The sequence below is a fragment of the Acinetobacter sp. genome, assembly GCF_050285345.1.
GTDB lineage: Bacteria > Pseudomonadota > Gammaproteobacteria > Pseudomonadales > Moraxellaceae > Acinetobacter.
In genome coordinates this window covers 1-15,369 of the sequence record NZ_JBLZXR010000028.1, presented here as the reverse complement: position 1 = coordinate 15,369, position 15,369 = coordinate 1, and the positions used below count along the sequence as shown (strand labels likewise).

Below are 15,369 nucleotides of genomic sequence, written 5' to 3'. Positions count from 1 at the left end.
GGAAAGAAGGCGATGCAACTCTTGCTCCTTCAATCGACCTAGTTGGTAAAATCTAATCTGTATTAGATTGAACTGATAAAAAACCACGCTTTTTAGCGTGGTTTTTTTTATTTTAAATCATACAAGTGATTCACGATCCAATTCACACTTTTACTCAATTTAATTAAGCCGTCTTTACAATTCAAAAATAAGAAGAAAGTCATCAACTTAGAGGTTACATAAACATAATAAAAATATAGCACTTCGTTCACTTTTCCCACTGTTCTACCTAAGTAGAGTCCAGTATTTTTAACATGAAATTTTATTCTTATGACTTATTTTCAGGGGAGATGCAGGCAAATGAAAAAAATGATGCTCGTCAGCTGTTTACTTTTAGGTTCGTTTAATACATTTGCTGCGATTAACTGTGATGGGCCAATTAAAAATCAAAGTATCCGTGACGACATTAAAGTCCAAAAAAATTGCCAACTAGAAGGTTTAATTGTTCATGGTAACGTAATTCTTCAGTCAGGAGCTTCCATTGAACTGCGTGGCAATCACATCAAAGGCAATATTGAATCAAATAAAAATTTCTCAAAAATCATTGCCAACAATAACAATATTAGTGGTGATGTAAATTTTTCTGCAGGTCAAAATATACAATTCCGAAACAACCAAATTGATGGCGATTTAAAATTAAATAAAAATAGTGGTCAAATTTCGATTAGAGACAACGAGATTGCAGGCAATTTAATTTGTAATGAAAATTCATTCACCATGAATGGCAATAATAATCAGGTCAAAGGCAATAAGTCGGAACAATGTCGCACCTTTTAATCCAATCTATGTCGCTATAAAATAAAAAACGACTCAAATTTATAGCGACAGATTTCACCTTTTGCAACTTAAGATTCCTCTTTACGCAATAAGTCACATTTCCATTCTACTTATCACTTTTGATTCGAAAAATATGTGGTAAAACTTTATTTTTTAACAAATCTGCAATAGTCCAGTACACCAATTTGTCTTAAGTTCAACTGATATAAACCTTCGTCTGCAACACAACAATAACGATGCAATAAGGGGGATGCTTATGACAACAACAGCTGTAACATCTTGGAAATACAGTTCTTCTTCACGTTACTTAAAAATTTTTTATGCAAATGGTTCCGGCGATTTATTTTATCCAGTTTCGCCTTTTATCTACGATAATTTACTTCGATGTAGTGATAAAACTGCATTTGTTCAAAAATATTTAGAATACGATTTACATTTTTCACGTATCACTTTGCAGGGTTAAACAATCAGCGCCTAAATTAAGGAAGATGATTCAACAACATAGACACTTCAACGTGTAGAAATAAGCAAACTTCATAAAAAATCAGGGCAATTGCCCTGATTTTTAATCCCCCCATTTAATCTCGCCACGTGACCATTAACAACCCTGCTCCAACATTGATGGTTGTACTGATAAATCGTTGATCGGCTTTAATCAAAGCCATAAATTCAGCCACATCTTGCGCATGCGACAAGACATTATCAACAAACAATACGCCACCTTTGGCACGAATTAATTGTGGTAAATAGCGCCAATATTCCACATAGGCATCACGCTCTGCATCCAGTAAAATAAAATCATATTCTTTGGTGCAGCCTTGTAGAAATTTTAGTGCATCACCTTGATGGAAAACGATTAACGGCGCCAAACCCAAGGTTGATGCATGTTGTTTGGCTTGCTGAATCCGCGCTGCATCAATTTCAATAGTTTCTACAATTCCTTGTGTCGTTTGAGCAGCATCTGCCAACCATAATGTTGAATAACCTGTCGATGTGCCAATTTCCAAGATCTGCTGAGCCTGTTGCATGCGTATTTGCATGGCCAAAAGCAAAGCTGAATCTGGCTCAATATTACGATAACGTACTAGGCGATCATTTTGCTGTGCATCATGTGCGCTAAAATCAACATATAAATCTTGCATATAACTCAAAAATTTTACATCCAAACTCATCTACTTTCCTTGTTGAGCAACGGTTATTCAGACTGACCCAGACTATTTATTTTTAACAAGTTTCTTGAATTAGTTTAAATCTAGGTACAATCTCTTCTGCGATTTCGACAGTTTCAGTAAACATCGCAAGTGGACGTACCCACATCGAATAATCACCATATAAGCATTGATAAACCACGAGTTTTTCTTCAGTTTCACTATGTGTTGCCACATGAAAAACTTGATAGAGCTTTCCTTTATAATGTTGATAAATACCCTGTTTGACTTGCATTTCACTTCTCAAAAATAAGTTTAAATGTACTGAAATTGACTGTAACACTGCAAATCTGAGATATCGATACATTAAGTTCTATCTCACATAAATTACTTGTTTAAAATTATTTAGACCCAATATCTAGCTCAGATATTCTTCTGATTTAGAAAGCTGATTTAGAAAGATATTTTTACCATTGATTTGTAAAAGCGATTGTTTTTATAAAAACAAACTGTTTCACCTATATCATACTTTGTCCTATTATTCTCTCATCAAATAAATTTACTCCTCTGGAGACGTTAGTAATGTTAGATCAAAATACTTCAGCGCAATTAAAAACCCTTTTAGAACGCCTTGAAGGCCCAATCGAAATCGTCGCGACTTTAAACGGTACAGATAAGTCAGACAAAATTAAAGAATTGGTGACTGAAGTTGCCGCACTTTCAAATTTAGTCACTGCACGCTTTGACGGTACCAATAGCCGTGCACCAAGTTTTGGGATTGCCAAAGCAGGTGAAGCACCACGTGTCTTCTTTGCAGGTCTGCCAATGGGCCACGAGTTCACCTCTTTGATTTTGGCATTGTTACAAACGTCTGGTTATGCCCCGAAAGTCTCGGATGAAGTTTTGGCATCAATTAAAGGTTTAAATCTTCAAGCTGACTTTGATGTCTTCGTATCTTTAAGCTGCCACAACTGTCCTGATGTGGTTCAAGCCTTAAACCTGATTGCGATTTACAATCCGGGCACTACTGCAACCATGATTGATGGTGCATTCTTCCAAGACGAAGTGGAAGAACGCAAAATCATGGCGGTTCCAATGGTGTTCCAAGATGGTAACCACATTGGTCAAGGTCGTATGACGTTGGAAGAAATCATTGCCAAATTGGATACCAATTCTGCAACAAAAGATGCTGAAAAACTCAATGCCAAAGAGGCTTTTGATGTATTAGTGATTGGCGGTGGCCCTGCGGGTAATACCTCTGCAATCTATGCGGCACGTAAAGGTATCCGTACCGGTATCGTGGCTGAACGCATGGGCGGTCAGGTGATGGATACCATGGATATTGAAAACTTCACTTCAATTCAGAAAACTCAAGGTCCAAAATTTGCCGCTGAAATGGAAGCCCATGTCCGTGAGTACGGTGTCGATATCATGAACCTACAGCGTGTCTCTGACATTAAAGGTGCAGATGAAACGACCAACGGTTTAGTGGAAGTGACTTTAGAAAATGGTGCGAAACTTGAATCGAAAACTGTGATTTTATCTACCGGTGCACGCTGGAGAGAAATGAACGTACCGGGTGAACAAGAATACCGTACCCGTGGTGTGGCTTACTGCCCACACTGTGATGGTCCATTGTTCAAAGGTAAACGTGTTGCGGTGATTGGTGGTGGTAACTCGGGGGTTGAAGCAGCGATTGACCTTGCAGGGATTGTTGAACACGTGACGTTGGTTGAGTTTGATACCAAATTACGTGCGGACCAAGTATTGCAAGATAAATTAAACAGCTTGCCAAATACCACTGTAATCATGAATGCGCTTTCAACTGAAGTGGTGGGTGATGGCGCACAAGTGACCGCATTGAAATACAAAGACCGTGCAACGGATGAAATCAAAACTGTTGAATTGGCAGGGATCTTCGTGCAAATTGGTTTATTGCCAAATACGGATTTCTTAAAAGACACCGCAGTTGAACTTTCAAACCGTGGCGAGATTTTAATTAATGATCGCAACGAAACCAATGTCAAAGGTGTATTTGCTGCCGGTGACTGTACAACTGTGCCGTACAAACAAATCATCATTGCCACAGGTGAAGGCGCGAAAGCATCACTTTCAGCATTTGATTACATTATTCGTTCAGGTCAATAATTTTTGATTCAGATGTTCAGCTAAGAAATTTAAAGAACCAGTCCTCGGACTGGTTCTTTTTTGACTTTATATTCAAATCTTGTTATACATTTATTAATCTATTAAAAAACATACACTAACAATCAAAAAACTTAATCTCTTACAAATCGCGAGTAAATTTAATGCTTAAAAATTGTACAAATATTTAAATACACATTAAGATGAAACCATCATCACGGATAGATGATTAACAATAACAACAAGATGTTGGTCAGACCCAAAGACTGGAGAATGACAATGCTGCACTATCAATACCACTGTGCTTGTTGCAACAAAGTACTGGCTTCAAGTGATAAAGAATGTTCTGAATGCGGATCACATAATATTCGTAGCCCATACGGCTTTTGGATATTTTGTATACTCACCTGCCTCGCTGCTGCGATTCTATTTAAAAGCGTTCAGGTTTATTTACAGCAACACGATGCCGATGCACCCACTCAAATAAACATTTTTGAAGTTCTGCAACAAGATAATCAAATCAATAAATAGTAGAATTTTCTTAAAAAGCTTTGATCATTGACATATCTAAAGCCTGAGTTCACTCGGGCTTTTTTATGTGTTTAAGCCATTATCTTAAGGCTTACCCTGCATCCTTTTTTTCTTTAAAATAACCAATACCGTATTTAAGTCAGTCAAAGCGATGGTTCAATTAATCAAAAAAGGTGGTTTACGCGAGCGTGCGAACAGAAGCCGCTCTTATCAAGGCTCAGAAAACACTGAATCAACCCTCAAACCCAATCGCTACCATGAACATATGAAAAATACGAAAACTACCTCATCTACTATGATCAAGGATCAAGACTCATCAAATACAGAACCAGCACCAACAGATAAAAAATAATCGAATACTTTTTTAGATGAGCCATAAAAAAGCCAAGCTAAATTACTTGGCTTTAACCCAACGGATGATGAGTCCACTGTGCTTAAAGATAAAACATATGGATCGCATCAAACCATAACCAAATGGCAAAAATAAGAAATAGAGCCCCTGACATCACATCAATATAACTACCCGAACGCTGATACAGCGTCTTAATTTTGGGTAAAGATAAAATCAGCATAAACACAGTAAAAACGATAAAGGTTTGAATTGGAATAATAAATGCCAATTGTGTCTTTAAATTACTACTTGCGGATGAGCTGAGTGCCAGCGAAAAGACACTACTAAAATAAATCAGGGTTTTAGGATTGGATAGATTGGTAAAGAGGCCCAATAAAAAATAGTTTTCAGATTTAGATTGTTTTAAAGCTTGATCATCATCCAGACAGGCTGCTTGATTCAGACTTTTTAAGCCACCATTGAACATTGCCCAACCCATTTTCGCCAAGAATAAACCGCCCACGAGCATCAACACTTGCTGAATCCAAGGGAACTGTTCAATCAATACCGTAAAACCCAATAAGGTCAATACAACCCAGACAATAATCCCCACCGAAATACCCGCAATAATATTTAAGGTATTGGCACGTGTTGTGGATGCTGCACTTTTAGCAATGAGTAACACATCTGGGCCGGGACTCAACTGTGCAACGAAATGCAACATACAAATGGTAAGTAACAAAGACATGAAGCAATAAGCAGAATGAAATAAACCGCAATATTATATCGTCTGTTCAAACTGATAACGCGAAATAACAACACTGAATTGATACAATTCAATTTTAGCCATAAAAAAAAGCCGAATATAAATTCGGCTTTGATCAATAGATAAACTTATTTTTTATTTACATCTTTGAGTTCAATTTGTTTGGCGTCTGGTGTAACTTCGCGTGCTTCACCATCAATCACTGAAGAATCACGGCCTGACTGCTGATTTTGCATATCTTGCATTTGACGCATCATATCCGCAAATGGGTTCTGACCTTGAGCACCGCCCATGCCTCCCATATCGCCCATCATGCCACCCATCATTTTTTCCATCATGGCTTGTTGGCGCTTCATCATGGTTTTCATCATGACCGCTTTCATTGCATTTTGTATAGGCGGGATAAGAATCAGCAATGCCATCACATCTGAAATTAGGCCCGGCAACAGTAAAAGAAAGCCCGCTAAAATTTTCGGTAAATTACCGGTTAAAGCCGGATCATTACTCATTTGCCCAGCTTGCATTTGCTGCATTTGAGGCATTAAACCTGATGAATATTTACGAATAATATTCATACCAATGAAAAATGCAGCCACGAACCAGAAAAAGACGTACCACATACTGCCGACGAGGTCGCCCACACCGATCCAGACAAACACTTCCAGGATCAAGCCTGCTAAAATCAGAAGAAATAATTTCATGGAAATTAATCAAATCTCAGTAAATTAATTTAAGGTGTAACAATCAATTGCTCAATCACTATCAAGCTTTTTTGACACGCTTATGTAACAATAAGGGCATTATTTTACTTTTAAAGGGCAAATAGGGCAAAAATGTCATTAATTATCGGTATTGACCCAGGTTCGCGCTTAACAGGTTACGGCATCATCGAACAAGATGGTTCTAAACTACGTTTTGTCGATGCGGGCACCATTCGTACCGAAACGACTGAAATGCCTGAACGTTTAAAACGTATTTTTGCCGGCATTGACCGAATCGTAAAATTTCATGGCCCCACCCAAGCCGCGGTTGAACAAGTGTTTATGGCACAAAACCCTGACTCTGCTTTAAAGCTCGGGCAAGCGCGTGGCGCTGCCATTGCTGCATTAACCAATTTAGATTTACAAGTCGCTGAATATACTGCACGTCAAATTAAGCAATCTGTGGTCGGCTATGGTGCTGCGGATAAAGAACAAGTACAAATGATGGTGATGCGCTTACTCAACTTGAGTATCAAACCACAACAAGATGCTGCCGATGCGCTCGCTGCTGCAATCTGTCATGCTCATGCATCAGGCAGTATGAGTAAAATGGCTGTGCTTAACGCTTTAGGTGGTATGGCTCGTGGACGTAGTCGTGTCAGTAACCGTCGTCGTTAAACTTCCGATTCCTCAGCAACTCACTTAACCGCGAATCATTTTAAAATCACAATAGTCCAAATCATGTATCGCAATTATCTGTTGATCAATTTGAATCACCTTGGCACGTAATGGCCCAACGAGGCTGTGTTTCAACATTTTATGAATCGCCTCTTCCGTCCCGATGACAATCGCTTCCACCTCACCTGTGGCTAAATTTTTCACATAACCTTTGAGTTCCAATGCAATGGCTTGTTGCTCAAACCAACGACGATAACCCACACCTTGTACTTTGCCTTGGATGACTAACTTTACCGCATACATGTTAAACCTCCGCAACTGAATGGTTCACTACATAGTAAACCGCTTGTGCCATATCTTGCGCTTGTAAGCCACGCATCCCGCGCTGCGCTAAATAATCTCCAGCTAAAGCATGCAGGCTCACTATTTCATGCAGATGAATTGCATCATGAAATTGCGCTTTTAGGCTCGCCACCATTCCAGCAAGCACATCCCCCATACCGCCTGTGCCCATTCCTGCATTTCCCGCCGTACAAATCCACAGCTCATCTTCCAAAATTAAGCTACCTGCACCTTTTAACACCCACTGCCCTTGAAACTTGTCTTGTAGTTGGTGAATGGCTTGAATACGGTCTACCTCAATTTCATGTGCTGCAATCCCGAGTAATTTCGCAGCTTCCCCCGGATGTGGCGTTGCATAAGTTTGAGCATTCAGTTGCTCGGGAAATTCCGCCAAATACCAAAGCGCATCCGCATCTAAGACAATTTCCAAAGTCGAGTTTTGAATCTGTGGGAACCAGGCCTGAAATTGTTGTTCCGCCCAAGAATCTCGACCCAAGCCCATCCCAAAACTGATTGCATCGACATGTTCAATAAGCTGTTGAATGTCGGCTTGATTTAATGCATTGATATCTCGCAGCATAATATTGGGCGCCCGCGATAAAATGGCAGTGTGATGACGCTTGTCACAAACTACGGTGACTTTTCCTGCACCTGCATGAAATGCTGCTTCCGCAGCCATCATCACTGCACCCCCCATATCGGCATGACCGCCCACAATCAGTACGTGGCCATAACTACCTTTATGTCCAAAAGCTTGTCGCTGTGGAAGTTGTATGCTCTGTGGAGATAACTTTGCCAATGGACGAAGTTCAGCATCTGCCGGAATACAAGCCATGACGCTGACCTTTCCAGCATATTCCTTCCCTTGCCCGGTAAATAACCCTGCCTTTAAGCCCAAAGCGGTATAGGTCAAATCTGCCTGAAATGCGACCGGTAAAGGTTGCCCAGCATTGGCTTGCAAACCACTTGGAACATCAATGGCAATTTTCAGACCTGTACATGCATTTAAAGACCGAATAATCTGCTGCCAATCTGCAGCTAATTCACGGTTTAAGCCGATACCAAACAATGCATCAATATAAGCAGCATAAGAATGCTGAAAATTAAAATGCGGATAGATATTTAAGTCTGCATCTTGCGCTGCTTTATAAGCCAAATGTAAGTCTTCTGACTGACCCAATGCTGCGGCATAAATATCAACATCAAAGCCTGCTTGTTTTAAGTATCTTGCTATGAGATAACCATCACCTGCATTATTACCTTGACCACAGCAAACAGCTATATGGCGCATATTTTGTTTTAAAAATAAGGGAATGAGCTCTTGAGCAATCGACCATGCCACCTGCTGCATCAAACCATAACTGCTGTTCTGCAAGGCAAACCATCGCTGCTCCCACGCTTGAATACTTTGGCTATGATAAACAGGGCTATGGTAAACTTGCTGATGCATTGTTTTTCCTTGTTATTAGATTATGGCCGCTTCTACTCCTGCACAAAAAATTCCTGTCGATCAATTCGATCCAGAAACCTTAAAAGCATGGATTAAAGCACAAGCCCTAAAATTGGGTTTTTCTGATTGTGTCATTGCCAAGCCTGATGCTCAAGAGGAACTCCCGCGTTTTAAGGAATATTTAAAACGTGGCTATCATGGTGACATGAAATTTTTAGAAGAAAATCTAGAAAAGCGCGCCAACCCCACCTTATTGGTTCCTGGAACACGCAGTATTATTTGTGTACGTATGGATTATTTGGTCGAAACACCGAAGCCGCGTTATGTACCACATGAACCGAATGCAGCGATTATTGCCCGCTATGCGCGCGGCCGTGATTATCACAAAACCATGCGTGGACGTTTAAAAACCTTATCTCAGATTATCCGTGAAAAAATTGGCGATTTTGAGTCACGCCCCTTTGCAGACTCAGCCCCTGTTTTTGAAAAATCTTTGGCTGAAAATGCCGGTATGGGCTGGACAGGCAAACACACACTACTGATTCATAAAAAATCCGGTTCATTTTTTGTTTTGGGCGAGTTATTTACCGCTTTAGATTTACCTTTTGACAGTCCTGCTGAAAAGCACTGCGGTTCTTGCACAGCTTGCATTGATATCTGCCCGACCCAAGCCATTGTTGAACCTTATATGTTGGATGCACGCAAATGCATCGCCTATTTAACCATCGAATATAAAGGCATTATTCCTGAAGAATTACGCAGAGGCATCGGTAACCGCGTATTTGGCTGTGATGACTGTCAGTTGATTTGCCCTTGGAACAGCTTTGCCAAGAAAACCTCGATTGAAGACTTTCACCCACGCCATGGTTTAGATCAGGTTTCCTTATTAGACCTATGGCAATGGGATGAAGACACTTTTTTAAGCTGTACTGAAGGCAGCCCAATCCGTCGTACGGGCTACCAAAGCTTTATGCGTAACATTGCGATTGGACTCGGTAATGCCGATTATTCAGCAGAAATTATTCAGGTCTTAAAGCAAAATCGTGAATTACATGATGAGATTGTGCAAGTCCATATCGACTGGGCGATTACGGAACAAATCCACAAAACCAATGTATAACACCCCCTTTTTACAAAAAAATTGTGTTTTCACGTTCAGGGCCAAGTTTGCAATATTTAAAACTTGAGCCCGCCTGTTCAATGCAAACTTTATTTTATACTTAAAAACTTTGCGACGAATTAATCAAAATACTGGTTAACTTTGCAACTAAATATACAATCTTATATTTCAATTCAATTTAATATTTAATCGTTAGATACTATCAAAGTTGACAGATATTGCCTTTAGCATTGGCCTACTTTCTGTATGATAAATAGTACTACATAACAATGATGATGGACAGCAATCATGAACTTACGTAATGACTGGACTCGCGAAGAGATTCAGGCTTTATATGAACAGCCTTTTTTAGATTTGGTTTTTGAAGCACAGCGTGTGCATCGCGAGCATTTCACAGCAAATACCATTCAGGTCAGTACCTTACTGTCGATTAAAACTGGAAAATGTCCAGAAGACTGCAAATATTGTTCGCAGTCTGCGCACTATGATTCAAATTTAGAAGCTGAAAAACGCATTGCTGTCGATAAAGTAATTTCTGAAGCGAAAGAAGCGCTCGAGTCAGGTTCTTCACGTTTCTGCATGGGTGCAGCTTGGCGTAATCCACATGAACGTGACATGCCTTATGTCTTGGAAATGGTACGTGAAGTGAAAGCCTTAGGTTTAGAAACCTGTATGACGCTTGGCATGCTGAATCAGTCACAGGCTGAGCGCCTAAAAGATGCAGGACTGGATTACTACAACCACAACCTCGACACCTCACGTGAATACTATTCACATATTATCAGTACACGTACCTTTGATGACCGCTTAAACACTTTAGAATATGTACGCGGCGCAGGCATGAAAGTCTGTAGTGGCGGTATTGTCGGCCTTGGTGAAAACCGCGATGACCGTATTGGTTTATTGCAAGAACTTTCAACCTTACCGATTCACCCAGAATCTGTACCGATCAATATGCTAGTGCCAATTGATGGCACACCACTGGCAGAGGTTGAAAAACTAGATGTCACTGAATGGATTCGCACCATTGCCGTAGCACGTATTATTATGCCAAAAAGCTATATTCGTCTTTCTGCAGGCCGTGAATCACTTTCTGATTCTGACCAAGCCTTAGCCTTTATGGCAGGAGCTAATTCACTATTCTCTGGTGAAAAACTCTTGACTACACCAAATGCTGGCGAAGGAAAAGATCGACAACTGTTTGACAAACTCGGTTTAGTCGCAGAAAAAGCCAAGTTAAATGCCGCTCAGCTATCTGTAGATGCGATGGCGGTTTAAACACACAAGAGATCAAAGCCCCAGCAATATATTAATGGTAATTAGTTAAGGAAATTTAGGTTGTTTATCACCTAAACTTCCTTAACTTTGGATTTAAACTGAGCTAAATTTACGTCTTATTGACATTATTTTTTAACTTTTAAATTCTTAACTGACTGGCATTACCATCGATGGGGCTTTTTTATTTTAGGCTCATAAATTTATCTATGTCAGCTATTCTTTCTAAGGTTTGGCAAAATTATGCGCCGTAATTAAAATCCCGTAGCTCGCATTCAGATAATCCCCTTCACAAATAATGTCCTGCCCATTCGCATGCGCTACTATTAACTGCTGCTGTACTGCATCATAATGAAAAGATTCATAACAATCCTGATGCTGTAATAACCATGTAATGGTATCTGTCATATTGGCATCGACCGTATAACGCTCTGCCAGAAAATCTTTGATCATATTAATATCGGATCTGCAAAAATGGCCTTCAGTGTACTGAATTCACGCCTTTCAGACATTAAAAAAGTGAGCACAAGCCCACTTTTTATAACAAGATGAATCATGATTCTAGTTTATTTTGCCACACCGCACTTTCTACACTCCTTGTGTGAACCAATTTCTTCCATTTGCTCGTATTCATAAATATGCATGCAAAATAGTTTTCTAAATAAATGAAGCATATTGTTAAAACTCCTGTTTACTTTAGTGTTGTACTTCTGAATATTTCATCCTGAAATATTCTGGTTTGGTTAAAACCATACCTATTAATAGTCATATTTTGCCAATGAGTCAAATCTTTTTTGCTTTAATTTTCTCCAATTTCAGATAAGCGATTGAACTTTGCATCAAGTGAATATTTAACTGAGTTCTAAGGAAATTTATTATTTAAATAACCTTAATAAAGCACAACAACTCCAGTAAATTTGCATAAAAAAACTCCCCTGACGGAGTAATGCCAGTCAGTTAAGGATTTAAAAGTTAAAAATAAGGTCAGTAAGACGTAAATTTAGCTCACTTTAAATCCAAATATAAGGAAATTTAGGGTAATAAATAACCCGAATTTCCTTAACTGATCAGCATTACCCTGACGGAGAGTTTTTTAACACGACAATGAATAAATCAGCTAATTCGACAATTTTAAATTAAATATTTTGTCCGGCAAATTTCGCACGTGCTGTATGCAATTTCTTATAACTCTCGATGAGACGTAAATGACGGTCTAAACCTTCAAGTTGCATATTGGTTTCAGTTAAACCATAGAAACGGATACTGCCGTCCATCGAACCAATCACCGCATCCATACGCTCATCGCCAAACATACGACGGAAGTTTGGTTCATAATCGTCGAAGTCTAATTCATCATCCAGTTCAACTTCTAACACGACATCCATACATTGATAGAACAAGCCACGCTCGACCGTGTTGGTGTTGTATTGTAAGAATGTTTCGACTAATTCTTTGGCTTCTTCAAATTCTTGCAAAGCAATATAAATCAGCAGTTTTAATTCCAGAACCGTCAATTGTCCCCAAACGGTATTGTCATCAAACTCAATACCAATTAAGGTCACAATCTCAGTGTAATCATCAACTTCAACCTCTTCTAAACACTCAACCAATGCCACCAATTGATCTTCATCCAAACGATGAATATTCAAGATATCTTCGCGGAAGTCCAACGCTTTGTTGGTATTGTCCCAAACAAGGTCTTCAACCAAATACACTTCAGAATATCCCGGCACCAAGATACGGCATGCTGTCGCGCCTAGGTGTTGATACACTGCCATATACACTTCTTTGCCCATCTCTTCCAAAATTATAAACATGGCCGCAGCTTCTTCCGCATTGGCATGTTCACCTTCAGCGGTGAAATCCCATTCCACAAAATCATAATCAGACTTTGCACTAAAGAATTTCCAAGATACTACACCGCTTGAATCAATGAAATGTTCAACAAAGTTGTTTGGCTCTGTGACTGCATTGGAGCTAAAGGTTGGTTTCGGTAAATCGTTTAAGCCTTCAAAACTACGGCCTTGCAACAATTCAGTTAAACTGCGCTCTAAAGCCACTTCTAGTTTCGGATGTGCGCCAAAAGATGCGAAAACACCACCGGTACGTGGGTTCATTAAGGTCACACACATTACTGGATACTGACCACCTAAAGATGCATCTTTAACCAGTACAGGGAAACCTTGTTCTTCTAGTCCTTTAATGCCTTCAACAATACGTGGATATTTGGCAAGCACCGCTTCTGGTACATCTGGTAAAGCCAACTCACCTTCCAAAATTTCACGTTTTACAGCACGTTCAAAAATTTCAGATAAGCACTGAACTTGAGCTTCGGCCAAGGTATTCCCTGCACTCATCCCATTTGAAAGGTATAAGTTTTCAATTAAATTGGAAGGGAAATAAACCGTTTCACCATCGGAATGTCGTACAAAGGGTAAAGAGCAGATGCCACGTGCTTTATTGCCTGAGTTGGTGTCATACAGGTGTGTACCCAATAACTCATCTTCAGGGTTATAAATTTCACGGGTGTAATCATCTAAAATTTCGCTAGGTAATTCACCTTCAGGTCCGGGTTGGAACCATTTTTCATCTGGATAATGTACAAACGCGGCATTGGCAATGTCTTCCCCCCAGAACTGGTCGTTATAGAAGAAGTTGCAATTTAGACGTTCAATGAATTCACCTAGCGCAGATGCCAAGGCACTTTCTTTGGTTGAACCTTTACCATTGGTAAAACACATCGGTGCTTGAGCATCACGAATATGCAATGACCACACATTCGGCACGATATTACGCCAAGACGCAATTTCAATTTTCATGCCTAATCCGGCCAAAATACCCGACATATTGGCAATGGTTTCTTCGAGAGGTAAGTCTTTACCGGGAATAAAAGTCCCACTGCCTGAAGCCAAGTTTGGCATCAACAAGGCTTGTGCATCTGCATCAATGCTTTCAACTTCTTCAATAACGAATTCAGGACCGGTTTGAATGACTTTTTTTACCGTACAACGGTCAATAGAACGCAGAATCCCCTGACGGTCTTTTTCAGAAATATCTGCAGGCAGTTCTACTTGGATTTTGAAAATTTGTTTATAACGGTTTTCAGGATCGACAATATTGTTTTGCGATAGACGAATGTTGTCCGTTGGGATATCACGCGCTAAGCAATAAACTTTCACAAAGTAAGCCGCACACAAAGCTGAAGATGCTAAAAAGTAATCGAATGGTCCGGGAGCAGAACCATCCCCTTTGTAGCGAATGGGTTGATCGGCAATTACCGTGAAGTCATCAAATTTAGCTTCTTGTCGCAGGTTATCGAGATAATTAACCTTAATTTCCATGTGGGCACCTAAATATTCTTATGTGTCAGTGCAACACATAAAAATGCAAAAACATAAGCCAATTTACAACAGGAAAAGGACTTAAAAGTGAAGCCCGTACATTTACAACCAAACTTGGCAGGTACAGACGAGAATGGGCCGTATTATAAGGTTATTTTGGCCTATTGATAAATTGTATTCACTTTTCTTTATCTCTAAGGATGTACATGTTTTTACATACACCTCCAAAAATCCTTTTATAAATCAAATTATTCAGCTATTTTTCATCAGTGCGGTTTCAAGAGATAATTTATCAACCGAATGAATTGTTGCCTTAGTGTGCAGCCGTGAAGAAAAAGGCTTGTTTTTTAAAACAATCTTCGCTAGTATTCTTTTCGTCTGAACTTGTTGATATATAACGCTTTCAGAATATAGGGCCTATAGCTCAGTTGGTTAGAGCAGCGGACTCATAATCCGTTGGTCGACAGTTCAAGTCTGTCTGGGCCCACCAGTTTTTTGTAATCATATGCACAACTTTACAATAATTTGATATATAAACCCATGAATTATAATGATTCATGGGTTTTTTATTTCTGCTTTTTGCACAACTATGTTCGGCTATGCACAGCTTTATTTGGCCCTCTTGTGTATCCAATCTTGTATCCGATACGGCTTTGTTGCACAAAGATTTGAAATACAAAGCCCCCTAATTGAGCCAAATTTAAGGCGTAACTTGGGTAAGTGGT

The 15,369-nt window shown here is 39.6% G+C and carries 16 protein-coding genes and 1 tRNA gene; 9 read left to right on the top strand and 8 right to left on the bottom strand.

Annotation, left to right across the window (positions count from 1 at the left end; genetic code table 11):
- Positions 1-309 precede the first annotated feature (309 nt).
- Positions 310-816 (top strand): hypothetical protein, encoded by a 507-nt coding sequence (locus ACN6OV_RS02665; protein WP_427949423.1) that lies wholly within the window; start codon positions 310-312, stop codon positions 814-816.
- A 256-nt stretch (positions 817-1,072) separates the two neighbouring features.
- Complete coding sequence (locus ACN6OV_RS02660) at positions 1,073-1,279, top strand: KTSC domain-containing protein (protein WP_427949422.1); 207 nt, start codon at positions 1,073-1,075, stop codon at positions 1,277-1,279.
- A 115-nt stretch (positions 1,280-1,394) separates the two neighbouring features.
- On the opposite strand, the gene ACN6OV_RS02655 is transcribed toward ACN6OV_RS02660, so the two are convergent.
- Positions 1,395-1,988 carry an O-methyltransferase gene (locus ACN6OV_RS02655; protein WP_427949420.1) on the bottom strand — a complete coding sequence of 198 codons (594 nt, stop codon included), beginning with the start codon at positions 1,986-1,988 and terminating at the stop codon, positions 1,395-1,397.
- Positions 1,989-2,040: 52 nt separating this feature from the next.
- Positions 2,041-2,259: a DUF1653 domain-containing protein gene (locus ACN6OV_RS02650; protein WP_427949418.1), complete on the bottom strand. Its 219-nt coding sequence runs from the start codon at positions 2,257-2,259 to the stop codon at positions 2,041-2,043.
- A 287-nt stretch (positions 2,260-2,546) separates the two neighbouring features.
- On the opposite strand from ACN6OV_RS02650, the gene ahpF reads away from it, so the two are divergent.
- From ahpF to ACN6OV_RS02635, 3 genes are all read left to right on the top strand, one after another.
- Positions 2,547-4,112: an alkyl hydroperoxide reductase subunit F gene (gene ahpF, locus ACN6OV_RS02645; protein ID WP_427949416.1), complete on the top strand. Its 1,566-nt coding sequence runs from the start codon at positions 2,547-2,549 to the stop codon at positions 4,110-4,112.
- A 276-nt stretch (positions 4,113-4,388) separates the two neighbouring features.
- Positions 4,389-4,640: a hypothetical protein gene (locus ACN6OV_RS02640; RefSeq protein ID WP_427949415.1), complete on the top strand. Its 252-nt coding sequence runs from the start codon at positions 4,389-4,391 to the stop codon at positions 4,638-4,640.
- Between the two features lie 151 nt (positions 4,641-4,791).
- Entirely contained in the window at positions 4,792-4,992 is a 201-nt protein-coding gene (locus ACN6OV_RS02635) for a hypothetical protein (protein ID WP_427949414.1), read from the top strand.
- An 82-nt stretch (positions 4,993-5,074) separates the two neighbouring features.
- On the opposite strand, the gene ACN6OV_RS02630 is transcribed toward ACN6OV_RS02635, so the two are convergent.
- Positions 5,075-5,719, bottom strand: a complete 645-nt coding sequence (locus ACN6OV_RS02630) for a LysE family transporter (RefSeq protein ID WP_427949412.1) — start codon at positions 5,717-5,719, stop codon at positions 5,075-5,077.
- Between the two features lie 146 nt (positions 5,720-5,865).
- A complete protein-coding gene (locus ACN6OV_RS02625; protein ID WP_427949411.1) occupies positions 5,866-6,438 on the bottom strand; it encodes an FxsA family protein in 573 nt (190 codons plus the stop codon).
- Positions 6,439-6,570: 132 nt separating this feature from the next.
- On the opposite strand from ACN6OV_RS02625, the gene ruvC reads away from it, so the two are divergent.
- A complete protein-coding gene (gene ruvC / locus ACN6OV_RS02620) occupies positions 6,571-7,116 on the top strand; it encodes a crossover junction endodeoxyribonuclease RuvC (RefSeq protein WP_427949409.1) in 546 nt (181 codons plus the stop codon).
- A gap of 24 nt (positions 7,117-7,140) precedes the next feature.
- Here the strand turns inward: ruvC and ACN6OV_RS02615 are convergent, their stop codons facing one another.
- Together ACN6OV_RS02615 and ACN6OV_RS02610 are read right to left on the bottom strand one after the other, a co-directional pair.
- Complete coding sequence (locus tag ACN6OV_RS02615; protein WP_427949407.1) at positions 7,141-7,419, bottom strand: acylphosphatase; 279 nt, start codon at positions 7,417-7,419, stop codon at positions 7,141-7,143.
- A gap of 1 nt (position 7,420) precedes the next feature.
- Positions 7,421-8,908 carry an NAD(P)H-hydrate dehydratase gene (locus ACN6OV_RS02610; protein ID WP_427949405.1) on the bottom strand — a complete coding sequence of 496 codons (1,488 nt, stop codon included), beginning with the start codon at positions 8,906-8,908 and terminating at the stop codon, positions 7,421-7,423.
- A gap of 22 nt (positions 8,909-8,930) precedes the next feature.
- Here ACN6OV_RS02610 and queG point away from each other — a divergent pair, with 22 nt between their 5' ends.
- Both queG and bioB read left to right on the top strand, forming a co-directional pair.
- On the top strand, positions 8,931-10,028 hold the full coding sequence (gene queG / locus ACN6OV_RS02605; protein WP_427949403.1) for a tRNA epoxyqueuosine(34) reductase QueG: 1,098 nt from the start codon (positions 8,931-8,933) through the stop codon (positions 10,026-10,028).
- Positions 10,029-10,316: 288 nt separating this feature from the next.
- Positions 10,317-11,306 (top strand): biotin synthase BioB, encoded by a 990-nt coding sequence (gene bioB, locus ACN6OV_RS02600; protein WP_427949401.1) that lies wholly within the window; start codon positions 10,317-10,319, stop codon positions 11,304-11,306.
- A 222-nt stretch (positions 11,307-11,528) separates the two neighbouring features.
- Here the strand turns inward: bioB and ACN6OV_RS02595 are convergent, their stop codons facing one another.
- Positions 11,529-11,756: a hypothetical protein gene (locus tag ACN6OV_RS02595; protein WP_427949399.1), complete on the bottom strand. Its 228-nt coding sequence runs from the start codon at positions 11,754-11,756 to the stop codon at positions 11,529-11,531.
- Positions 11,757-12,439: 683 nt separating this feature from the next.
- On the bottom strand, positions 12,440-14,644 hold the full coding sequence (locus tag ACN6OV_RS02590) for an OsmC domain/YcaO domain-containing protein (protein ID WP_427949398.1): 2,205 nt from the start codon (positions 14,642-14,644) through the stop codon (positions 12,440-12,442).
- A gap of 413 nt (positions 14,645-15,057) precedes the next feature.
- Between ACN6OV_RS02590 and ACN6OV_RS02585 the strand changes: the two genes are divergently transcribed.
- Positions 15,058-15,134: transfer RNA gene (locus ACN6OV_RS02585), tRNA-Ile, on the top strand.
- Positions 15,135-15,369 lie beyond the last annotated feature (235 nt).

What these genes read in the sequence shown, in the direction of transcription:
- ACN6OV_RS02640 (WP_427949415.1), top strand. Translation starts at nt 4,389, where the DNA reads ATGCTGCACTATCAATACCACTGTGCTTGTTGCAACAAAGTACTGGCT.
- ACN6OV_RS02595 (WP_427949399.1), bottom strand. Translation starts at nt 11,756, where the DNA reads ATGATCAAAGATTTTCTGGCAGAGCGTTATACGGTCGATGCCAATATG.
- ACN6OV_RS02650 (WP_427949418.1), bottom strand. Translation starts at nt 2,259, where the DNA reads ATGCAAGTCAAACAGGGTATTTATCAACATTATAAAGGAAAGCTCTAT.
- ACN6OV_RS02630 (WP_427949412.1), bottom strand. Translation starts at nt 5,719, where the DNA reads ATGTCTTTGTTACTTACCATTTGTATGTTGCATTTCGTTGCACAGTTG.
- ahpF (WP_427949416.1), top strand. Translation starts at nt 2,547, where the DNA reads ATGTTAGATCAAAATACTTCAGCGCAATTAAAAACCCTTTTAGAACGC.
- queG (WP_427949403.1), top strand. Translation starts at nt 8,931, where the DNA reads ATGGCCGCTTCTACTCCTGCACAAAAAATTCCTGTCGATCAATTCGAT.
- ruvC (WP_427949409.1), top strand. Translation starts at nt 6,571, where the DNA reads ATGTCATTAATTATCGGTATTGACCCAGGTTCGCGCTTAACAGGTTAC.
- ACN6OV_RS02655 (WP_427949420.1), bottom strand. Translation starts at nt 1,988, where the DNA reads ATGAGTTTGGATGTAAAATTTTTGAGTTATATGCAAGATTTATATGTT.
- ACN6OV_RS02610 (WP_427949405.1), bottom strand. Translation starts at nt 8,908, where the DNA reads ATGCATCAGCAAGTTTACCATAGCCCTGTTTATCATAGCCAAAGTATT.
- ACN6OV_RS02590 (WP_427949398.1), bottom strand. Translation starts at nt 14,644, where the DNA reads ATGGAAATTAAGGTTAATTATCTCGATAACCTGCGACAAGAAGCTAAA.
- ACN6OV_RS02625 (WP_427949411.1), bottom strand. Translation starts at nt 6,438, where the DNA reads ATGAAATTATTTCTTCTGATTTTAGCAGGCTTGATCCTGGAAGTGTTT.
- ACN6OV_RS02635 (WP_427949414.1), top strand. Translation starts at nt 4,792, where the DNA reads ATGGTTCAATTAATCAAAAAAGGTGGTTTACGCGAGCGTGCGAACAGA.
- ACN6OV_RS02615 (WP_427949407.1), bottom strand. Translation starts at nt 7,419, where the DNA reads ATGTATGCGGTAAAGTTAGTCATCCAAGGCAAAGTACAAGGTGTGGGT.
- ACN6OV_RS02660 (WP_427949422.1), top strand. Translation starts at nt 1,073, where the DNA reads ATGACAACAACAGCTGTAACATCTTGGAAATACAGTTCTTCTTCACGT.
- ACN6OV_RS02665 (WP_427949423.1), top strand. Translation starts at nt 310, where the DNA reads ATGACTTATTTTCAGGGGAGATGCAGGCAAATGAAAAAAATGATGCTC.
- bioB (WP_427949401.1), top strand. Translation starts at nt 10,317, where the DNA reads ATGAACTTACGTAATGACTGGACTCGCGAAGAGATTCAGGCTTTATAT.